The following is a 981-nucleotide window of genomic DNA, read 5'->3' as shown; positions in this document are numbered from 1 at the left end:
TTATATCAATCATGTAAACGATTCAATTGTATTAGAAAAAATAAAACCACTATACAAAGATGGCGGTCGACCTCCGGTTGACCCAAGGACATACTTTCGAATGCATTATCTATACTTTACCATGCCTGAGATCTCATCGTTTCGACAGTTGTGTAAACAGTTAGTAAACCCTAAAAATCAAGCTTGGCGGAATTTTATTGGCACACCAGACATAAAGGATGTACCTGTTCACAGTAGCTTAAGTCACTTCCGCAAGTACGTTACGCAAGAGCTGTTTTATGAGATTTTATTTGATCTTATACACCAAGCGTTAAAGTTGGATGACTTTTTACAACCAACTCTAACGGGGATTGATTCCAGGCCAGTTTACGCACATGTTAATGGCTATAAGAGAAAACGCTGTAAATGTGAAAACAAAGAAACTTGCGATTGTGAAAAGACATATTCAGATCCAGATGCCAAAGTGGGAGTACAACGCAATAAGGCAAATCAAAACAAATTTTTTATTGGATATCGCAAGCATTCAATTGTTTGTCCGACACCTACAGGACCTGTGGTCCTCTTATCCATCATTCTTCCACCAGATACCGCTGACATTGATGTTCTGCTGCCATTGGTCGAAAAACTTAACCAAATTGGTGATCTGAAAACGGACTATCTTGTCGCGGATTTAGGCTACTTCAGTGCAGATGACCAGGCTACATCTTTGATGGAGCATGATGTAGCGGTAGTGACTGATTTTAAAAAGAATACTATCATCCCGGAAACATGTTCCCCAGCTGGAGCGCCTGAATGTGAAGAAGGCCACGCATTAATCTGGGACGGATTTGATAAAGAAACTTATACATCTTGGTTTAATGGCGATGAAAGCAAATGTATATCCTGTCCACTACAAGCAACTTGTGACAAACAGTTTGGCTTCTCGTTTAAAGAAAATCCATTCTTCTACGGTCCCGTACCACAAAGTTCCGAGTTACAAAA

At 39.9% G+C, this 981-nt stretch carries 1 protein-coding gene; it reads left to right on the top strand.

Translation table 11 applies throughout. The features are described 5' to 3' along the window. On the top strand, positions 1 to 981 hold a 981-nt coding region (locus ACOI1D_RS21690), incomplete at both ends, for a transposase (protein ID WP_422504280.1).

The organism is Virgibacillus sp. DJP39 (genome assembly GCF_049310925.1).
In the GTDB taxonomy this organism is placed as follows: domain Bacteria; phylum Bacillota; class Bacilli; order Bacillales; family Amphibacillaceae; genus Virgibacillus_F.
Note: the sequence above shows the minus strand (reverse complement) of the source record. Positions and strands in the feature narration are given on the sequence as shown.